Annotated in this window: 12 protein-coding genes; 6 read left to right on the top strand and 6 right to left on the bottom strand. The window is 53.7% G+C overall.

The features are described from left to right. Positions 1 to 10 precede the first annotated feature (10 nt). On the top strand, positions 11 to 5287 hold the full coding sequence (locus ACIQVE_RS20950) for a glycoside hydrolase family 99-like domain-containing protein (protein ID WP_402811602.1): 5277 nt from the start codon (positions 11 to 13) through the stop codon (positions 5285 to 5287). 247 nt (positions 5288 to 5534) lie between these two features. Further along, entirely contained in the window at positions 5535 to 6515 is a 981-nt protein-coding gene (locus tag ACIQVE_RS20955) for an NAD-dependent epimerase/dehydratase family protein (protein WP_402811605.1), read from the top strand. Between the two features lie 58 nt (positions 6516 to 6573). On the opposite strand, the gene ACIQVE_RS20960 is transcribed toward ACIQVE_RS20955, so the two are convergent. The 3 genes from ACIQVE_RS20960 to cysC form a co-directional block, all read right to left on the bottom strand. Further along, positions 6574 to 7338 (bottom strand): SGNH/GDSL hydrolase family protein, encoded by a 765-nt coding sequence (locus ACIQVE_RS20960; protein ID WP_402811608.1) that lies wholly within the window; start codon positions 7336 to 7338, stop codon positions 6574 to 6576. A 131-nt stretch (positions 7339 to 7469) separates the two neighbouring features. Next, positions 7470 to 8852: an FAD/NAD(P)-binding protein gene (locus ACIQVE_RS20965; protein ID WP_402811610.1), complete on the bottom strand. Its 1383-nt coding sequence runs from the start codon at positions 8850 to 8852 to the stop codon at positions 7470 to 7472. Then, positions 8849 to 9442, bottom strand: coding sequence for an adenylyl-sulfate kinase (gene cysC / locus ACIQVE_RS20970; RefSeq protein ID WP_402811613.1), 594 nt, complete (start codon positions 9440 to 9442; stop codon positions 8849 to 8851). Before cysC ends, ACIQVE_RS20965 begins: the two co-directional genes overlap by 4 nt. Positions 9443 to 9796: 354 nt before the next feature. On the opposite strand from cysC, the gene ACIQVE_RS20975 reads away from it, so the two are divergent. From ACIQVE_RS20975 to fabF, 4 genes are all read left to right on the top strand, one after another. Beyond that, on the top strand, positions 9797 to 11791 hold the full coding sequence (locus ACIQVE_RS20975; RefSeq protein ID WP_402811615.1) for a polysaccharide biosynthesis protein: 1995 nt from the start codon (positions 9797 to 9799) through the stop codon (positions 11789 to 11791). A gap of 110 nt (positions 11792 to 11901) precedes the next feature. Continuing rightward, the gene (locus ACIQVE_RS20980; protein ID WP_402811618.1) at positions 11902 to 12237 is read left to right on the top strand and encodes a ComEA family DNA-binding protein; all 336 of its coding nucleotides are present in this window, start codon (positions 11902 to 11904) and stop codon (positions 12235 to 12237) included. Between the two features lie 211 nt (positions 12238 to 12448). Beyond that, positions 12449 to 13243 carry an SDR family NAD(P)-dependent oxidoreductase gene (locus ACIQVE_RS20985; protein ID WP_402811621.1) on the top strand — a complete coding sequence of 265 codons (795 nt, stop codon included), beginning with the start codon at positions 12449 to 12451 and terminating at the stop codon, positions 13241 to 13243. A 32-nt stretch (positions 13244 to 13275) separates the two neighbouring features. Further along, positions 13276 to 14550 carry a beta-ketoacyl-ACP synthase II gene (gene fabF / locus ACIQVE_RS20990; protein WP_402811624.1) on the top strand — a complete coding sequence of 425 codons (1275 nt, stop codon included), beginning with the start codon at positions 13276 to 13278 and terminating at the stop codon, positions 14548 to 14550. Here fabF and ACIQVE_RS20995 read toward each other — a convergent pair. From ACIQVE_RS20995 to eat, 3 genes are all read right to left on the bottom strand, one after another. Next, the gene (locus ACIQVE_RS20995; protein ID WP_402811627.1) at positions 14547 to 15104 is read right to left on the bottom strand and encodes a TetR/AcrR family transcriptional regulator; all 558 of its coding nucleotides are present in this window, start codon (positions 15102 to 15104) and stop codon (positions 14547 to 14549) included. The genes fabF and ACIQVE_RS20995 overlap by 4 nt on opposite strands. Positions 15105 to 15242: 138 nt before the next feature. After that, entirely contained in the window at positions 15243 to 15410 is a 168-nt protein-coding gene (locus tag ACIQVE_RS21000; RefSeq protein ID WP_103305695.1) for a DUF2897 family protein, read from the bottom strand. A 128-nt stretch (positions 15411 to 15538) separates the two neighbouring features. Then, positions 15539 to 16903, bottom strand: a complete 1365-nt coding sequence (gene eat / locus ACIQVE_RS21005) for an ethanolamine permease (protein WP_402811630.1) — start codon at positions 16901 to 16903, stop codon at positions 15539 to 15541. Between the last annotated feature and the right edge of the window lie 267 nt (positions 16904 to 17170).

Here is a 17170-nt window from a genome sequence, read left to right on the forward strand (position 1 = left end):
TGGAAGTTTGATGCTGCATAGCAGCATATTCATAGGGTTTATGACGTACATGCTAAATATCAGTGATTGGCCACCAGGTGACGAAGAAACAGTATTTGAATATCTCCGCTGGAGTGGCTATCGTTCGGAGCGGCACAAGCTTTTCTATGTGAGTACTCCAAAAGTTGCATGCACCTCTCTGAAGTGGTGGTTTGCATCATTGGAAGGGTGCTCTAAGGCTCTGAACAAAATCACCGATAGTGCTGAAAGTAATCCCGATCAAGTCGTGCATGAAATGCACCGAGTTGCACCGCATGTTACCGGCCTGCACCCAGACGCACTGCAAGAGGCGCTGACATCAGATGCCTACTTCCGATTTGCTGTTGTAAGAAACCCTTACAAGCGCATATTTTCGGCTTGGCAATCGAAATTGCTCCTGCAGGAACCGCAGCAGGTTGGCCCCTATCTTCAGAGAGATTTTTATCATCGACCACTTAAAGGTGCCGAAGATATTGCCTTGGCGTTCGAAGGTTTCCTCGAGCACCTTGCCACTCAGGAGGCGCCAACTTATTGGGATCAGCATTGGACCCCTCAAGTGACGTTGTTACGCCCAGACCTGATCAATTACACCATGCTGGTGAAAATTGAAGAGACTCTGCCGCTGAGTCAGGCACTGTCCGAGCACTTGGGGCAATTCTTCCCTGATCCCTTTGCCGAACGCCGGGCGAATGAGAGCCTGATTCCCTATCTTCCGGAGTTTTTGACGGAACGTAGCGCTAGCCTGATCCGTACTTTGTACGCCGAAGATTTTTCAGTCTTCGGTTATGACACGCAGTTGCCAGAATCCAAAGAATCGTTTTCCGAAGATGAGCTACAGCTGGCATTGCGCGCAATAATGCTTATCCGTGGACGCCATCAGCGCCTTGGCGAACGCACGGCGCAACTTGCAGTCCTCAGTCAGACAGCGAGCGCGCTTGAGGCAAAAGTGGAGTCGCTGAACGCCTCCATGAGCGAAGGCAGTGTGCAAATCAACGATCTATCTCTTCTAGTGGTTGATCGCGAGACCGAGATAGGAAAGCTCAAGCGTCGAATTGATGAACTCGAAGCTGATTTGTTGAATCGCAGCCTCACCAACGCCCGTGTCGTCGAATATGACGAGAAGATCACTGAGCTGTGTCATGCGTTGGTCGAGCGAGATGGCCAGATCGTCGGATTGACGCAAACAATCACCGAGCTGGATGTACAAATCACCAGCCTGAGATATTCCGTTGTCGAGCTCGAAGCTCAGTTGCGAGGCTTTACGCATATTGATAACGCTCGTGAAGGCGAGATCAGCGACTGTACTCAGACGATTAAAAGTCTTAACCATGCGTTGCTCGATCGTGATGGACAAATTTCCCAGCTCCAAAGTGTCGTGGGTGAGCGCGATGGCCAGATCAATAATCTGAAGCACGCCATTGTCGAGCGCGACGGTGAAGTCGGCAGCCTGAAGAATGAAGTATTGCGTATCACTCGGCAAAAAGATGCGGATATTGATTTGGTTCGCCAAGAGCTCCATCAACTCCTGATGTCTCGGTCGTGGCGTGTTACTGAGCCGTTGCGCAGGGCCGGTGGTTTGAATCGCCGAGTACGGCATATGCTTTCATTGGGCAAGGTTGTCGAAGTGCTGAGGAATCGTCGTGATTTCTACAACAAGACCACTGTTGCGCAGCTTCGCGAAAGCCCTTTGTTTGACAAAGAGTACTATCTCGCAAATAACGACGATGTCCGCGCACTTGGCGTCGATCCGCTCAAGCATTTTATGCTTCACGGGTGGAGAGAAGGTCGAGATCCGTCTGGTTTTTTCAGTACCTCCAAGTATCTTTCGGATAATCCGGACGTCGCACAAGGTCGTGTGAACCCGTTGGTTCACTACCTTAGAAGTGGTCAACTAGAGGGGCGGTCGATTGCCTCGCATTCGCGCACCGACGCGGTGACTACGCCTGGGGCTGATGCCACTGCTTCCCAGCAAATTCTCTCTCCGATTCCTGCATCGATTGTTGATGCGCAGGTCGACGTCATTCAAAAGTCCGGCATGTTTGATGCGGGTTATTACTTTGCGATGTACCCGGAACTGAAGCAGGCGGTTCTGGATCCGCTACGCCACTACTGTGAGCGTGGTTGGCGAGAAGGGAAAAATCCGTGCGATGATTTTGATACTCTTTCTTACCTTGAAATGTACAAAGATATCAAGGCAGCAGATATCAATCCGTTTTGGCATTATGTGGTAGCTGGCGCTTCCGAGCATCGAATAGCGGTGCCAAGTTCGGCACTCAGATATCAAGAAGATGTCCGGTTTGGCGCTTTGAACAGTATTGTCAAGCTGATCGCTATTTATATTTCTCCATGCTGGGATAAGTTGCGCAATGCTCGCTCATCGTCTAAGGGCGGAGCACAGTTGATCCCGAATGACTACCTCGGTTTTTATGAGTCGCTTGATGGCCGTGTACTGCGTAAACAGGCCGAGTTGGCTAAAAATCACGGAGTCTATGGCTTCTGTTTCACATGGGAAGGTGCGGCCCGACAGCCTGTAGATGTTTTCCTTGATAACAAGGAGATCGATTTAAATTTCTGTGTGATGGTTTCCCAAGACGTCGGTATGTTGCCAGTACGTCTGGCGGAAGCGCTTTGCGATCCGCGTTATCTGCGTATTGATGGTCGCCCTGTGATCATCGCGCAGTGCTCGGGTGAGAACGATGTCGGAGCGCTGACCCTTCTAGAAAACGAGTTCGCCAAGCTTGATATTGATGCTTATCTGATTATCAGGTCGGCTCAAACGTGTGACTTTGTACGAAGCGATAAACTCTCGTCTTTGTGTGACGCCCTGCTGGATCTTCCGGTGGAGCCTGTCCCGGGGGAAACTGGTGCGTTCGAACCTCGTCTCCGATCCGGAGTTTCTGCAGTTCCGTATTCGGTGGTTGTGGCCAACGGCATCAAGCGTATCCAAACCGCCCAGACGCATTCGTTGCCCGTATTTAACGGGATTACTCTGGCAAGGGATGAGTCTGCGGTTAGTGCAGACTTGCCGCTGGTGTACACGCGTTTCACTTCCGCGGAATATCGTCGTTGGCTGGATGCCGCAATTCTTAGTACCCAGCGCATACACTCCGAGGATCGGCAACTGGTATTCGTGAACGCTTGGAACGACTGGAGTAATGGCCTGTTTCTTGAGCCAGACAAGGTCGCCGGTTTCGGTCGTTTGAACGAAACAAGCTGCGCTTTATTGAATATTGATTCGAATCAACTGATGCCAAAAGTTTCAGTCATTGTGCCGAATTTCAATCATGAGCGCTTTTTGCGTCGGCGCTTGGATAGTATTTATGGCCAGACGTACCGCAATATTGAAGTAATTTTGATGGACGATTGTTCGACGGACCAAAGTCGTGCGGTATTAAGTGAGTACGCCGAAAAGTTTCCCGACGTAACGATCAAACTGTTCAATGAGACCAATTCCGGTGGCGTATTTCGGCAGTGGGCGAAAGGTATCAAAGCGGCGACCGGAGATCTTGTTTGGGTTGCCGAAAGTGACGACTACTGCGACGAAAATTTCCTGACAGCCCTGGTTCGTTGCTTTGATGATGAAGCAGTGATGCTGGCTTATGCTCGTTGTGAGTTTGTTACCAGCGATGAAGTCGTCATGGATGACGAATTCCATATATACGTGAGCGATTTGGATTGCGCCGAAAAGTGGCGGAACTCTTACGTCGAGACGGCACACAATGAAGTACGTACTGCGCTGGGAATTAAAAATACTATTCCTAACGCGAGTGGCGTTGTCTTCAAGCGTCCGGTAGATATGCCGTTGCTTGAGGACGAATCGTGGCTTTCCATGCGTGTGGCGGGCGATTGGGTTTTCTACCTGCACCTGATTCGTGGCGGCAAAATCGCCTATTCGATCGAAGGCACGAATTTCTTCCGCCGGTACGTGGGCAGTACTGCACAAACGACGTACAAGAGAGAAGTCTTCTATAACGAACTCGGCATGGCAAGCCGGACAGTTCAGGCACTCTATAATGTGCCGATTTCAGTACTTGAGCTTTGTGAAGAAAGCAGTGAACGGCTTTACAATCATAACGTCGGTAACTCACGTGAAGAGTTTCAAGTGTGGTACGGCCGCGATGCCATCTTTGAAGCGCGCGCCAATCGGTCGCCGAACATCATGGTTTCTACGATTGGTTTCTACCCAGGTGGGGCAGAAATCCTGCCGATTCGACTGGCGAACGAATTCAAGCGTCAAGGCTATTCGGTTTTCCTGTTAAGCGCCGGTCTGACGGCTCGTGAGGACGGTGTTCGCCGTATGCTTCGCCCAGACGTTCCCTTGGTTGAAACCTCTGATCTGGCCGAAGTGAAATCTGTCATTCATGAGTTTGGCGTTGAAGCCATGAACACTCACCAGTGGCACATTCAGAAGTACCCGACTCAACTTTCCGACGTGTTCTCGGAGCTCGGATCCCACGTAGCGTCTCTGCACGGCATGATCGAGCATGGTGATGCATTCGCGGTGACTGAAGAACAGCTTCGCGCTGCCGATAGTGGAGTAACAACCTGGGTTTACACTGCCGACAAGAACATTGTCCCTTTCGAGAATTTTTCGTTGTATGACAAAGATTCTGAACGCTTCCTTAAAGTGCCTAACGGCCTGCAACCTCAGGACGTAGTGGCAATCGAGCGCGAGCAACTGGGTATTCCACGGGATGCCTTTGTACTCTGCTGCGTGAGTCGTGCGATTCCTGACAAGGGTTGGGAGGAGACGATTCAAGCCGTGGAGTTGGCACGCGAGCTCTCCGGTCGTGATATACGTTTGCTGCTCGTCGGTAATGGTCCGGTCTATGACGAATACTGCCGGGTAGGTGTTCCTGATTTCGTCTACTTGGCGGGTTTCAGTGACAACTCGGTCGGCCACTATGCGGCTGCCGACATGGGCATCATGCTGACCAAGTTCAAGTCCGAGAGCTTCCCTCTGACAATCGTGGACTGCCTTTTTGGCGGTAAACCGTATATCGCTTCCGATGTCGGTGATATCAGAAACATGTTGACGATAGATGAGAAAATTGCCGGGGATGTGATTGTACTAGAAGACTGGGAAGTGCCAGTTGAACAGGCGGCGAAAGTAATTGCCGGTTTTGCGACTGATAACGAACGGTATAGCTCAGCGCTAGGATTGGTCAAAGAGGTTTCCAGTCGCTATCGAATCGATGCCGTGGCAGCGCAGTACGTTCGTCTGTTCGAGCGCGACATCAAGGCCAGTCGAGGCGATCAGGCTGGTTGAGCGCTCTTGCGTCTACCGCCGCAGGCATGTTGGCGGCGGTAGATCGGCTCAGATGCAGCACACGTTGTAGGGTAAGATCCGAAGCGTCATGAATGAGTTAATGTATTTTATCGACTCGCTTTGTACCGCTTCGCCCGTGACTGATACATTTTATATTCGCAACGCTCTGTGAATGCAGGCTTGCGCGGTGATGCAGTCACTGCATGAGACTCTGGTGACACAGGCTGTTGAGCATTGGAGGCTAACCTTGAAAAAAACCGAGAACACCTCAACCGTCAGAGCGACACGTTCGCTGGTATTGGGCGGGCGAGGCTTCGTCGGTACTCCCCTGATCGATGCATTGCTCGATCAGGGGCATGTCGTGCGTTGTTTTGATCGACCAAACGTAGTCGCGCTTGGAGCCTCTCACGTAGAAAATCCAAATTTCGAACTGTGTGAGGGTGATTTCACGAGCGAGGCCGATATAAGCGAGGCTTTGCAAGGTTGCGATTTTTGCTTTCATCTCGTATCTACAACTCTGCCCAAGTCGTCGAACGCGGATCCGATTTTCGACGTCGAAAGCAATCTGGTCGGTACGATCCGCTTGCTGACATTAGCGGTCGAGGCGGGTATCAAGAAGGTAATTTTCGTGTCGTCGGGTGGCACCGTCTATGGCGATCCAGTCGAGTTACCCATTCCAGAGACACATCCCACGGAGCCTGTTTGCTCCTATGGGATTGCAAAATTGGCGATCGAGAAGTACCTGGCACTTTTTCATCGTCTCCACGGCCTTGATTACACGGTTTTGCGACTGGCGAACCCATTTGGAGAAGGTCAGCGTACGCACGCGAGCCAAGGTGCCGTCGCGGTATTCCTGGGTAAAGTCTTGCGTAATGAGCCTATCGAGATCTGGGGAGATGGTTCGGTGGTACGTGACTACATTCACGTTGCCGATGTTGTGCAAGCCTTGCTGACGTCTCTCGAGCCTTCCGGGAAGGAGCACGTATTCAATATCGGCTCTGGTCGCGGGCACAGCCTGAATGATGTACTTGACGCGATCGAGAAGATTACCGGGCGCAAAGCGATTAGGGATTACCAACATGCGCGCGGTTTTGACGTGCCTTTTAGTGTTCTCAGCATCGAACGAGCGAGGGATGTACTAGGATGGGCGCCGGCCGTCAGTTTTGAAGAGGGCCTGAAGCGGTTTGTGGAGTGGTTGGAGAAGACTTCGTCCGCCAGTTTGCCTTGAACGCAGTTCGCTGATTTTTGCTGGGAATAAGCCCCGTTGGGTGATCAACGAGGCTTATTCATTTCTGCCGTAGAAGACGTCTGCAGAGCTTGCCGAGGAAGGAGCGTTTTTCAGTATGCCGTTCGCCTGTCGCGGTAACTTGTTCGAAGCTTTCGCGCTCCGTGCAGTGGTGTTGCCTTAACAACGGTTTCAAAAGTGGCGCTATCATCATTGCGTGGGCTGTTGGTTCATAGTGATGATCATTAGGATCAGGGTTGCGCAAGATTTCTTTGAGTCGGCCCATCTCGTCGACGGAAGTTTTATCCAGATTCAGATGGCTTATCGCTTGACGATTGCAGAACGATTCCATTAGTGTATTGAATTTTATGGTCAATCGAGTTCTCTCGCGCAGAGACGTTGTTACCTCTTTTCGCAAGTTGGCGACATCGCCCCACTGCATGTCATCTCGAATGGTCGGAAGCGGAGTGCTGATACAGATCACATGGAATGATTGCGCGATCCTCATCAGGAACTTTTGGTAATTGTCGACGGCCCGCTCAAGCATCTGCTCCACGGAGCTCCCGTACTTTTGTGCGCGGTACCAGATCACAAAACCTGTATCGACTTCTCCCAACATCACGATTACCGTTTTAGCCGCAGTCGATTGCAGCGCCGCCAGATACTGCGGCATCGCTTGGGTAGCGGAATTCGGGTTCTGTAATCCCGACACAGTGGCACCGCCCACTGAAATCACTTCAAATGTCTGCTCGGGAAACAAAGCCTTCATCTGCTCTGAACTGAAAACCAAAGCGTGCGAATCGCCGAGTACAAGTACAGACTTCATTATCTGATCAGGTCCTGAAGAGGTTTTTTCGATTGCATTAGAGCCGTGACTTCCGCTCAAACCGTTCAAAACAGGGGCGCCGCGTGCTGAGTAGACGTTCTGTATGCACCCGGCAACTGGCCCCTGCATCATCAAATGGCGCTGAATTTCCTGGCTATTCTTCTGGCGAGGGCTGATGCATACAAACGCAACTCGGGTACTGCTGTGGCTTCCCAGAAGTTAGCCTTGAGCATCGGTCCGACGTAGCTCAGCCATTCGGACGGCATACCTGTTTTGCCGAGGACTGCCAGACTGTCATCGACTTGTACCCCGAGGCCCAGTTCATCGATAGAAATCAAGCCGTCTGTAATCAGCTGCCTAATCAGTGGCTCGCTGATCAAGTGCGGATTGGAGTTTGGCCCCGTGCAATTGATCACGCGGTCAAATTCCAGTTTTTCCAATTTCTCGTTTCCGCGGCGACGGTAAATGATCAATGTTTTTTCACCACAGGTTTCAACTGAATGAATCCGGCCGGCAATCGGGATGATCTGTTTGAGATTCAGCGCCTGTTCAAAGAGCTCGTAAGTTTCTGGCGCTACGCGATGGCGGTGAACATCCCAATAAGGTTGCAGATGGCGAAGAAACCGTCTGCGCTCCTCAATCGGGAGACGCATCCAGAGTTGGGAGGTGATCGGACGAACTGAGGCGATAACATCCCGCCAATCAAGACCGCTTGCTTTCCCGGATGCAATTTGCCTTTTGATTGTGCGCAAGTAACTCAGGACTGTCGCTGGGCCGCTCAGTAAATCATCCTGAAAAGACAATGGCGCATGTAGCGTACTTTTGCTCACGCGGTGAGGCTGAGGTAAAAGTCCGCGTCGCGACAGCATGTGAATTCGAATGCCATCGGAAGCTTTTTCAAGGGTGGAAATGACATCCAGCGCAGTAAGGCCGCTTCCCAGTAAGAGCACTGATGCGTCTTTGCTCTGCGCAGCCGTAATCGACGCACTCCATGGGTTTGCAATGTAGCGTGGAGAGTCGAGAATGCTTTCAAGTGCAGGTGGTGTGCGTGGCGGAAAGTGGCCGAAAGCCAGAATGACGTGATCGGCAAAGATTGTTTTCCCGCAAGACAGTTCCACTCGCGAAGCCCGCTCCTGCGCCGTCAGTGCTGTGACCTCTGCAGTGATACGTTCGACACCGATCCGCCCTTGGGCCTCTTTTTCCGTTGCTTCCAGAAGAGAAGCGAGATACTCGCCATACTGCTTCCTGGGAACAAAGGAGCCGGAGGTGGTACTAGGTGAAGAACGTTGGCAGGCGCGCAGAAATGAGTCCGGATCATCTACAAGAGCGCTCATGTTGCCCGCCGGGACATTCAGCAAATGTTTTGAGCTGCTGGTGCCGTAAGCCAGGCCTCGTGCCATGGCGCCGGAGCGGTTGATTATGATTAGTCGGGCACCCTTGGGTGCCTCGTGCAAGAACTCGATGGCGGCGACGGTTCCACTAAAACCCGCACCGATGATGACTAGAGTATTCATGTGCGCGCTTGTTTATTGATGAAGTCGATGATGCGCCGTGCCGCAGTTTCCAGATCATCCTCCAGAGTGCAAATCCTGATCTGGGGATTTGTCGGTGCCTCATAAGCAGAGTCGATGCCGGTGAAATCTTTGATCAGTCCCTGGCGAGCTTTTTTGTAGAGACCCTTGGGATCTCTGCGTTCACACTCATTGAGGGGGGTATCGACAAATACTTCAACGAAATTGTCTTTTCCGATAACGTCTCTGGCCAGAGCGCGATCCCGCACGAAAGGTGAAATGAATGCGGTAATTACAATTAGTCCAGCATCAATAAACAGTTTGGCTACTTCGGAAATGCGCCGTATGTTTTCGATGCGGTCCTTGTCGCTGAATCCGAGGTCGTGACATAGGCCCAACCGGACATTGTCACCGTCCAGCAAATAGGTATGACGCCCTTCATCGCAAAGTGCCAGTTCTAAAGCGTTGGCAATGGATGATTTACCTGCGCCGCTAAGTCCTGTTAGCCATATGACGATAGGTGTCTGGTTTTTTATGATGCTGCGGCGCTCGGCGTCGACGGCTGGGATATTGGCTACAAGATTTTCGGACATGATTTCTCGTTGAACACTGAAAATAGGAAAATGATAATTGCTGAAGTAGAGGCCTGAGCGAGCTAGGGCAAAATCTGTGTCCCCTACTTTTTCTGATCCATCGCATGTCTCGCTGGAGCTTATCGGCAGCAAGGGGCTTATCATCGCCCCGCAAATTCAAGAGCGTCTTGCATTTTCGGTATGCGGATTGTAGCCATGCTTCGGCCAAATTGCTCGTGCTGATCGGGAGGCACCGTCGTTTCCACTGGCTTACGGCGCAATGCGGACCAAGTAATGCGCTGAAAATCCAAGCATTGGGGGTACAATGCCCGACCTCGAATGCTGAAGGAGGGAGCCGCGTGCTCTGACTTGCGAATGGATAAAGTGCGGATGCTCTTGCTTGGTTTGCCTCGCAAACAAAAGCGTTTGTTACAAGTAGTGACAGACGTTGTACTGGTATGGCTCGCTTTGTGGCTGTCCTTCATTGTGCGTTTGGGCATTGATGACATGTACAACCCGATCAAAGCGCATATCTGGCTTTTTGCAAGTGCTCCTGTGATCGCAATTCCCTTCTTCATTCGCCTAGGCATGTATCGCGCTGTCATGCGCTACTTTGGCAACGACGCACTGATAGTTATCGTCAAGGCGGTCAGTCTTTCTTCATTGTTACTGGCTGTGGTGGTTTTCTGGTACAGCAATCATGAGTCTGTTGTTCCGCGGTCGATCATCTTCAACTATTGGTGGTTGAGCATGGTCATCATTGGCGGACTGCGCCTATGCTTGCGGCAGTATTTCATGGGCGACTGGTTCACAGCAGCACAGCACGTTCCTTTTACCAGTCGAGACGATGGGCTGACCAAAGTTGCAATTTACGGTGCAGGTGTCGCCGGTAATCAACTGGTCGCCGCACTTCGCATGGGGAGAGTGCTGCGTCCAGTAGCATTCATCGATGACGATTCCGGCATTTCCGACCGTTCGATTTCAGGGCTGCAGGTTTACAAGCCCAAACACATACAACAAATGATTGATGTGACCGGGGCGCAGGAGATCCTTCTGGCGTTGCCATCCTCTACCCGAGCAAGGCGTCGGGAAATCCTCAATCTGCTGGAAGGCTTTCCTCTTCATGTACGCAGCGTTCCGAATTTTACCGATCTGGCTAGCGGACGAGTCAAGGTCGAAGATATTCAGGAAGTTGACATAGCTGACTTACTGGGCAGGGATTCTGTACCCGCGCAGTCCGATCTGCTCGAACGGTGCATTAAAAACAAGACCGTGATGGTGACCGGAGCAGGTGGATCGATTGGTTCTGAGTTGTGTCGACAGATTTTTGCATTCGGTCCCACAACTCTTTTGCTCTTCGAACATAGCGAGTTCAACCTTTACAGTATTCTTTCTGAACTAGAGGCGCGCGGCTGCAGAGAGTCGGCACCGGTTAGGTTACTGCCAATACTTGGGTCGATTCGGCATCAGGACAAGCTACTGGATGTGATGAAAACCTGGCGTGTCGATACTGTTTACCATGCAGCTGCGTATAAGCATGTGCCGATGGTTGAGCACAATATCGCTGAAGGTGTTTTGAATAATGTCATTGGGACGCTGAATACTGCTCAGGCTGCATTGCAGGCCGGTGTCGCTAACTTTGTATTGATCTCCACCGACAAGGCCGTTCGGCCAACGAATGTCATGGGGAGTACCAAGCGACTCGCTGAACTGACGCTGCAAGCATTGAGTCGTGAAGTCGCCCCGGTTTTATTCGGCGACAAGGCGAATGTGTCCCGAGTCAACAAAACTCGCTTCACAATGGTTCGTTTCGGCAATGTCTTGGGCTCCTCCGGCTCGGTGATCCCACTGTTTCACAGCCAGATCAAAACCGGGGGCCCGCTAACGGTCACCCATCCCAAAATTACCCGTTATTTCATGACGATCCCCGAAGCTGCGCAACTCGTTATCCAGGCAGGCTCAATGGGACAGGGCGGGGATGTGTTCGTGCTGGATATGGGCGAGCCGGTGAAAATTGTCGAACTGGCGGAGAAAATGATCCACCTGTCCGGTCTCAGCATCCGCTCCGAGCGTAATCCACAAGGCGATATTTCCATTGAGTTCACCGGCTTGCGTCCCGGCGAGAAGCTCTATGAAGAGTTGTTGATCGGCGACAACGTTGCCGCGACACCGCACCCGATGATCATGACTGCTAACGAGGACCACTTGCCTTGGGAGGTTTTGAAATCCCGGCTCGCAGCGTTGCTCGCGGCGGTTGAAGCGGATGACTATTCCCGAGTCCGTCAACTCCTGCGCGAAACCGTCTCCGGCTACACCCCCGACGGGGAAATCGTCGACTGGATCTACCAGCAACGCCGTCTCGAACCCTGATTGTTTCACATTCTGTAACGCACGCATTTTTGACTTGTGCCCGTCATGGCCTACTTTTGAAGAGCAGCTTCGGAAAAGCTGCTTTCTCAAATGATGATGGAGCGTCACTAATGCGTACCGGTTATTTCTATTCCCTGATGTTTGCTCTGCTCACCAGCGCCTCGATTGCCGCAATCGCGGCGCCTGTTTCGCCACCTGTGCCGCCAGAAGTGCCGATCGTGGTCGACGCTTCTGCCTCTTCGCAAAGCGCAAAAGTGGATCTCAACGGCGCCGATGCGGCAACGCTGCAGAAAGAACTATCGGGTGTAGGCGAGGCTAAGGCCAAGGCGATTGTTGCGTATCGTGAAACAAACGGGCCGTTCGCATCGATTGACGAGTTGCTGGAAGTTAAAGGTATCGGCAAGGCGATCCTGGATCGCAATCGCGACAAGCTGGAAGTGAACTAAGCTGATTGTTCAACGCCAAGGGGCCGGTCATTGACCGGCCTTTTTGTTTTTCTGCGAACGAGTTTAGCTGGGGAGCCCGACAGAACGCTCGTCGGTCAGCTAAAAATTACGGCTATCATATTGCCTTGGGATTATGCCTATAATAATTCCCGAGCGCTCTGCATCGATGAGATCCAGAGGGCGATCCCTCAAGCATTCCAGGAGTACTGTCATGAATTCTGTTGCGTCTCAAGGTACAGCGCTCATCACTGGCGCATCGTCCGGTATCGGTGCGATTTACGCTGAGAGGTTGGCAGCGCGTGGTTTCGATTTGTTGTTGGTCGCCCGTGACCAAGAGCGTCTGGAAAGTGCTGCGAGCAAGTTGCGTGACGTCCATGGTGTTCAGGTCGAGGTGCTCAAGGCGGACCTGACGCAAAAGGATGACGTGCTCAAACTGGAGCAGCGCCTGCGCAGTGATTCCAGTATTAGCCTGCTGGTCAACAACGCCGGCGTTGCGGCTGACGGTCTGTTGGCCAACGCAGATCTCGATAACCTGGAGCGTCTGATCCAGCTCAACGTCACCACGGTCACTCGTCTGGCATCGGCCGCGGCGGCGAGTTTTGCCAAGGCGGGTCGCGGCACAATTATCAACATCGCCTCGGTGGTGGCTCTGGTTCCTGAGCGTTTCAACGCCACTTACAGCGCCAGCAAGGCCTATGTGCTGAGCCTGACTCAATCGCTGAATGCCGAACTCGACGGTACAGGTGTCAAGGTCCAGGCGGTGCTGCCCGGTGTTACCCGCACGGAAATCTGGGAGCGTTCCGGTATTGACGCCAGTGGCATCCCGGCCGAAATGGTCATGGAAGCTGGCGAGATGGTCGATGCCGCGCTGGCAGGTCTGGATCAGGGCGAGCTCATTACCATCCCGTCGCTGCCGGATGCGGGTGAGTGGCAAGCCTTTGTGGCTGCGCGGTTGGTGATGGCGCCGAACCTGTCACGCAGTTCGGCAGCCAGTCGTTACAAGTAAGTTCTTCTGAATCAGTTAGAGGTACGCGCGGTATGGATCAGCGTCGAATAGTTGTCACGGGCATGGGCCTGGTTTCACCCTTGGGCAGTGGTGTCGAAGTTGTTTGGCAGCGTTTGCTGCAAGGGCGGTCGGGGTTACGCACTTTGCCTGAAGCAGTGGTCGCTGACTTGCCCACCAGTGTTGGCGGCAGAGTGCCGACCCTGGAAGAGGACGCCGAGGCCGGTTTCGACCCGGATCGCGCCATCGCGCCGAAAGAACAGAAGAAGATGGACCGCTTTATCATGTTTGCCATGGAGGCTGCTCGGCAGGCGTTGGAGCAGGCTGATTGGCATCCGGAGAATGCTGCTGATCAGGAGCGCACCGCGACAATCATCGGTTCCGGTGTCGGCGGATTCGGTGCCATAGCCGACGCGGTGCGTACGACTGATAGCCGTGGCCCGCGTCGTTTATCGCCATTCACCATTCCGTCGTTTCTGGTCAATCTGGCAGCCGGGCACGTGTCGATTCAGCATCACCTCAAAGGCCCGTTGGGCGCGCCAGTGACTGCCTGCGCCGCCGGCGTTCAGGCGATTGGTGATGCCGCGCGGTTGATCCGATCCGGCGAAGCCGACATTGCAGTGTGCGGCGGGGCGGAAGCTTCAATCGATCGAGTCAGCCTTGCCGGGTTCGCCGCAGCACGGGCGTTGTCCAGTGGTTACAACGACACACCGCAGCGAGCTTCGCGTCCATTCGACAGTGGCCGTGATGGTTTTGTGATGGGCGAGGGTGCTGGCCTGTTGGTGATCGAGTCGCTTGAGCATGCCTTGGCTCGTGGTGCGAAACCATTGGCGGAACTGGTCGGTTACGGCACCACTGCCGATGCCTATCACTTGACCGCCGGGCCGGAGGACGGCAGTGGTGCACGGCGGGCAATGGCGCTGGCCCTGGCTCAGGGCGGTATCACGCCGGATCAGGTCCAGCATCTGAATGCTCACGCGACGTCCACGCCGGTTGGCGACCTAGGCGAACTGGCGGCCATCAAGGCGCTGTTCGGCGTGCAGAATAAAATCGCCGTGACCTCGACCAAATCCGCCACCGGCCACTTGCTCGGTGCTGCCGGCGGACTCGAGGCGATCTTCACGTTGTTGGCGATTCGCGATCAGGTGGTGCCGCCGACGCTCAACTTTGAAAATCCGGATCCCGCCAGCGAAGGCGTGGACATCGTGCATGGCCAGGCCCGGCCGATGCCGATCGAATATGCGTTATCCAATGGGTTCGGCTTTGGCGGTGTGAATGCCAGCGTGCTGTTCAAGCGTTGGCAGGCTTAGTCTTTGGATTGTTTGAGGTGCTCGCGGGTGACATCGAGGATGCGTTGAGCCAACTCGGCATCCGCAACACTGCGTGACAGCAGTAGCGCGCCAACCAGGGTCGACATGATGACGATGGCCCGGTCGGCGCCATCGTCACTTTCGAGGGTGTTTTCGATCTGATCCAGTCGCGCGTTGAGCACGGCGTCGCTGGTTGGACTGGGTTGTCCGCGCAATCCCAGTTCCGAAGAGATGGTCAGGAGGGGGCAGCCTTCATGTGGAGATGTCTGATGCCATTCGGACAGGTAAGTGTCGATAAACACTTGTAGCGGATGTTCTTGCGAAAAGATTTCAGCGCATAGCCCATCAACCTGGTCGCTAGCCTCTTGCAATGCCTTTTCGACCAACTCGTCCTTGGACTTGAAGTGTGAATAGAAACCGCCATGGGTCAGGCCTAGAGCCTTCATCAACGGCTGAAGGCCAGTCGCGCCGATTCCATCCTTGCGGAATCGTGCCGAGGCTTCCTTGATTATCCGTTGATGTGTCTGGGCTTTATGGTCCTGCGAATAACGCATTTGGAGCTCTCCGCAACAATACCCCCATAATAACCATGGAAAATTGAATGGTGACTGTACTTCTACTTCTAAAAAACACGCAGAAGGTCAGTTACGGGTCTGAAAAACAAACCCCGCCAATTTGGCGGGGGTTTTTCTTTAGCGGTCTTGCGCTTCTTTCGCGTCCATTTCCGCGTTGCGTTGCGCAACGCGCTTGCGTTCTTCATCGGTCAGTTCGACCTTGTTGGCGGTGTCTCGCAACATCATCAACCCGCCCACGATCGAGCCGATTGCAACGACCAGAATCAACCAGGCATACCAAGGCATAACGGCTCTCCTTAAAGGCAGATCGGTGGGCGAGGATTTCGCCGTGAACCGCTGCATACAACTTTTGAGCGAAGTGAACTCGCAGTGGTTCCATTCTAGGCCCGTTATGCCTGCTGCACTCGAAATCCTCAACGGCCAGTCAACATCGCATCCGCTGGGGCATCAGCGCGCAGTTGTCCGGTCATCAAGAAGTAACCAAACCCTACCGCCATGAAGCCAAGGAAAACCAGCCCGATCAGCGTGTTGAACCACGCCATCGCCACCAAGCAAACCACTGCCAATACCAGTGCAATCATCGGAACCAACGGATAGCACGGCGCGCGGAAAGTACGTTCCAGATTCGGTTCGGATTTACGCAGTTTAAAAAGGCTGAGCATGCTCATGATGTACATCACGATCGCGCCGAACACGGCCATGGTGATCATCGCAGCGGTGAGGGTCATGCCGCCGAGGTTGATCAGGCCGTCGCTATAAATAGCCGCGATGCCGATGATGCCGCCGGCAATGATCGCTCGGTGTGGCGTCTGGAAGCGCGACAGTTTCGCCAGCGAACTGGGCAGGTAACCGGCGCGAGCGAGGGCGAAAAACTGTCGCGAGTAACCCAGGATGATCCCGTGGAAACTCGCCACCAGTCCGAACAGGCCGATCCATACCAGCATGTGCAGCCAGCCGGAGTTTTCGCCGACCACGGTTTTCATGGCTTGCGGCAGCGGATCGTTGATGTTCGCCAGTGTGCGCCAGTCACCAACGCCGCCGGCAAAGAACATCACGCCCGTCGCCAGCACCACCAGAGTTAAAATGCCGCTGATGTACGCCTTGGGAATCGTGCGTTTCGGATCCTTGGCTTCTTCGGCCGCCATGGCCGCGCCTTCGATGGCCAGGAAGAACCAGATCGCGAAGGGGATTGCTGCGAACATCCCGGCAATCGCCGGGGCGCCGAACACATCTGAACCGGCCCAGCCATTAAGAGCGAAGTTGCTGAAGCTGAACGCCGGAGCGACCACGCCCATGAACACCAGCAATTCGGCGACGGCGAGCACGCAGACGATCAGCTCGAAGGTCGCCGCCAGTTTCACCCCGAGGATATTCAAGCCCATGAACACAATGTAGGCGCCGACGGCTGCATGTTTCGGATCGAGCGCCGGAAACTGCACGTTGAGGTAAGCACCGATGGCCAGCGCAATCGCGGGTGGTGCGAAGACGAATTCGATCAGCGTTGCCAACCCGGCGATCAATCCTCCTTTCTCACCGAAGGCCCGGCGGCTGTAGGCAAACGGCCCGCCAGCGTGGGGAATTGCCGTGGTCAGTTCGGTGAAGCTGAAGATGAAACAGGTGTACATGGTGGCTACCATGAATGAGGTCACCAGAAACCCCAGCGTCCCGGCCACACCCCAGCCGTAACTCCAGCCGAAATATTCCCCGGAAATAACCAGTCCCACGGCGATACCCCACAGGTGCAACGTGCCCAGCGTGGGTTTGAGTTGTGTGTTCATGCGTTTGCTCCCTGAACGGTTTGGAAAGCTCGGGGAGGGCGTGTGCAGTGGGCGTGCCATTTTGTATTGGCGGGTCGTAATGGGCTGAAAGCTGTCGTATCGGGAATGTTCAGCGGTGGATGTCGGCATTTTTGTGCTCCAGCCGGGTGCGATGGAGTCTGTAATGCCGCCATCGCGGGCAAGCCCGCTCCCACAGGGATTTGAGTTGATCACACAATTGCGTCCTGACGCTGAACCTGTGGGAGCCGGGCTTGCCCGCGAGCGGGC

Origin of the sequence: Pseudomonas sp. NPDC098747 (assembly GCF_044760045.1) — a bacterium.
Lineage (GTDB): Bacteria > Pseudomonadota > Gammaproteobacteria > Pseudomonadales > Pseudomonadaceae > Aquipseudomonas.